Origin of the sequence: Burkholderia sp. Ap-955, from assembly GCF_011753045.1 — a bacterium.
Lineage (GTDB): Bacteria > Pseudomonadota > Gammaproteobacteria > Burkholderiales > Burkholderiaceae > Burkholderia > Burkholderia lata_D.
On sequence record NZ_VWWH01000183.1, the window covers coordinates 1 to 3929 of the forward strand.

The following is a 3929-nucleotide window of genomic DNA, read 5'->3' on the forward strand; positions in this document are numbered from 1 at the left end:
CCGCCCGAGCGGGCGCGCCGGCTGCCGTCGCCCGCCGCGTCCGCCGACGCGCCGTCGTGCCACGCCCGCCCGGTCGTGATGATGTGCCGCGGGCTCGCGGCCAGCCAGGCGAAGCGGCTGTGCGTGAAGTGTCTCGACGAGTAACGGTGCGGCGCAACACGCCGGCCCCGCTGATGCGCATTTCGTAGCCGTCAGGCCCCGTGCGCGCCGCACGCATCGCACTGCTACGAAACTGGCGCCGCGCGGTGCGCGCCCCGGTCCGTACACTCGAATCGGCGGCGAGTGCCGGGCGCCGGGTCGCATGCACCCGCACGCCACGGCAGCCTGACAGGAGACTTTCATGCTGGACATCGACGGCGTCGGGATGGGCGTCAATTGGATGGCGTTCCTCGAGCGTACGCTCGAAGCCGAACGCGCGAAGGCGGCGAGCCAGGTCGCCCAGCAGTCGAGCGACCCGTCGAAACAGCAGGCCACCGCGCCGCCGGCCCCGCCGCTCACCGTGCAGGTCACGCCCGACAGCGATCCGTCGAAGCCGACCAATGCCGAAATCTCGTCCGCGACGTCGCTGATCCAGAGCCTCGCCGAGCAATACCGGCCCACCGCGCCGGACATCACGGTCGACGATCCGCTCACGAAGGCCGCGCAGACCGCGATCCAGGGGGCGCAGACGAAGTTCGACGACGCGCTGAAGGACGAACAGGGCAAGCAGACGGCGCTCACCGCCGCACAGAACGACCCGCAATCGTCGCAGGCCACGATCGACCAGGCCCGTACCGCGTACGACCAGGCGCACACGGCCACCGCCAAGGCGGAGAAGGAGCTCGACGTCACGACCGACGCCGGCTACATGATCGCGTATGCGCAACAGGCCGATCACGACAACGCCGCGCTCGACCCGAAGCAGGCCGGCTCCGCGCAGGCGAACGCGAATGACGCGCTCGACAAGCTGAAGGCCGCCGTGCCCGGCATCGGCGACGATCCGACGAAGGCGTCGCAGGACACCTGGACGCCGCAGCAGAAACAGGCCTACGACACGTGGCAGCGCGCGGATGCGAAGCTGTCCGAAGCGAAGGCGCGCCACAACGCCGACATCGCGAACTCGAACCTCGCCCTCGCGCAATTGCAGTCATATGCCTCGAACGGCGACTATTCGGACGCGATGGATGCCGGCATCGCGCGCGTCAACGACCAGCTCGCGCCGCTCGGCCGCATGATCGACGCGCCGGCGGCGATGAATCCGGACGACGCGCAGAAGGCGCTGGCCGGCGCGGCCGACGACGCCAACTATGCGAACGCCTGCCTGAACGCCGCGACCGACGCGGCGAATCTCGCCGACGTCCAGATCACGTACAACACGGTGTCCGGCAAGTACGGCCCGACCGTGATGAGCACGACGGTCGATGCGCAGCGAAACCTGCTGAACCACGCCCAGGCGAGCGCGCGCGTGAGCGGCGGCTATCTGCAGATGCTGTATGCGAATCGCCAGGTCACCGAACAGCAGGCGAATTACGACGCCACGCAGAAGAGCGCGACGCAATGGCGCCACGACCATCCTGGCGTGAAACTCGTGGATCCGCGCGCCGACCTCGGCGTCGACGACGCGGCCGCGCAACTGTCGAAGGCCAAGGATGCCGCAAGCCTCGCGCACGACGGCTACGTCGCCGCATACGGCAACGCGCTCGCGATCCACTATGACGACGTCGCCGCCGGCGTGCAGGACCAGTACGACCACCGCACGATGTGTCTTGTGAACGATCCGACGCCGCTCGAGATCAAGGGGCTGAAGACGATCGCGTCGGCACTGCATCAGGCCGACGACCGGATGACGGCGACCGTCAACGAGCGTGCGACGAAACAGGCGCTCGCCGACGCGCAGGCGAAGCAGTCGGATCTGCAGATCAAGGTCGACGGGTTGCAGGCCCAGTACGACCAGTGGAACCGCGATCACGGCGTCGGCCCGACGCCGAGCGTGCTGGCGGTGACGAAACCCGACGGCACGCCGAAGAACATCCCGCTGACCGCGCCCGTCCCGTTCGTCGTGAATCCGTACGCGCAACAGCTGACCGATGCGCGCGCGGCCCTCGACCAGGCGAACCGCGACGTCCAGCAGGACCAGATGCTCGGCGAAACGCTGCATCAGCAGGTGCTGTTCAACGAATTCGACGCGCATCTCGACGAGCGGCTGCGCAACCCGAAGACGGAATCCGACCAGAAGGACTACGCGAAAGCGCTGTCCGACTTCTTCGGCGCACACCGCAGCGAGCTGTCGCAATCGCTGCTCGACAAGGCCGGCGAAGCCACGCAGCACGGTGCGACGATCGACTTCGGGAAGCTCGACGACACGCAGCAGCGCAACCTCGTGGGCGTCGCGATCGGGCTGTCGCCGGACAGCACGTCCAGCGATCCGCATGCCGCGCAGTTCACCGACGGCAAGAAACTCGAGTCGATCGACAAGGTACGCAACGAGCTGCTGAAGGTGGGTGGCGGCGCGGGCACGCGCGTCAACGTGATGCCGATCGTCTACGCGTCGAAGGACGCCGGCCTGATGACGAGCGCGATCTTCAAGGTCACGAACGCGAACGGCGACACGCACTACGTCGACGACCAGGGCTCGAAGTATTCGGACATCGGCAATTTCCTCGACGACAACGAGCTGTCGTCGAACGGCACGCTCGACATCGCCACCGGCTACGACGCGAACGGCGTCGCGCAGATCGACCGCCACAACAGCGCGCACGACGACAGCTGGTGGGAAAGCGTGATGCATACGCTCGGCGCCGGCGACGTGAACCTCGGCATGCTGATCGGCGGCCTCGCGCTCGAAGTGGGCGGCGGCCTGCTCGACGCCACGGTGTTCGGCGCCCCGCTCGGCATCGCGCTCAACGCGGTCGGCACGGGGCTGATGTATACGTCCGCGACGGCGGCCGTCGTGAACTCGGGCTACGACCTCGCCAACCGGATGGAGCACGACCGCACGATCAACCCGCTCGATGCGGGCGCCCGCGCGGACTACCTGAACCTCGTGCCGCTCGGCGTCGGCAAGTTCGGCGAAGCGCTGTCGTTCGCGAGCCGCACCACCACGGCCGAAAAGCTCGTGCAGCGCTTCGGCGGCGATGCGGAGCAATTCGCGTCGCGCGTGAAGAGCGGCACGCAATTCGCGACGAAAGCCTCCGCCTACGGCGGCGCGGCCGACGCGGCCGGCCAGTTCGGCTACGATCTCGCGACCGGCCACACCGACCGGCTGTCCGGCGATGCGACGTCGTTCCTGCTCAACGCGGGGCTCGCGGCCGGCCCGCAGCGGATCAAGGCGCTGTCGACCGGCATCGTGCGCCGCACCGGCAGCTTCGGCGCGCGCGACCTCGGCAACCAGGCCGTCTCGATCGGCGATCAGCGCGTGACGGTCGGCAAGGACAAGTATGCGGCCCTCGATACGCTGCGCGTCGGCCGCCAGCAGGCGACGCTCGACGGCCGCTCGATCACCGTCGCGAAAGACGGCACGTTGATGGTCGGCAACAAGATCCTCACCTACGACGGCGTGCCGATCCGCGTGCTCAACCGCGGCAACGACGTCAACACCGGCGCGCGCGGCAGGACCGAATCGACCGCGTTTCTCGACCAGGACGGCACGATCACGCTCGGCGAGCGCGTGAAAGGCCTGACGCTGACGCGCTTCAACCGGTACGAGACGGATGCGCGCATCTCGGCCGACGAACACGGCGGACTCAGCCTGTCCGACGGCATCGAGCTCAAGTACGCGCACGACATCGCACAGCCCCGCCCTGCCACGACACCGGTCGCACCGTCGCAAGGGGACGCGCAGCCGCCCGACGAAACGGGCCGCACGACTCCGGTCGCCGCGCGTGCAACCGACGCGGCCGGCGCGGCGGCCACCGCCGACGAGCCGGCGGCCGCGACCTCGCGAGCAACCG

General features: G+C 68.8%; 2 pseudogenes. Both read left to right on the top strand.

The window, feature by feature from the left end:
• Positions 1 to 144 (top strand): annotated as a pseudogene (locus tag F3J15_RS38025) (lytic transglycosylase); the annotation flags it as partial.
• Between the two features lie 196 nt (positions 145 to 340).
• Positions 341 to 3929, top strand: a pseudogene (locus tag F3J15_RS37015) (LWXIA domain-containing protein); the annotation flags it as partial.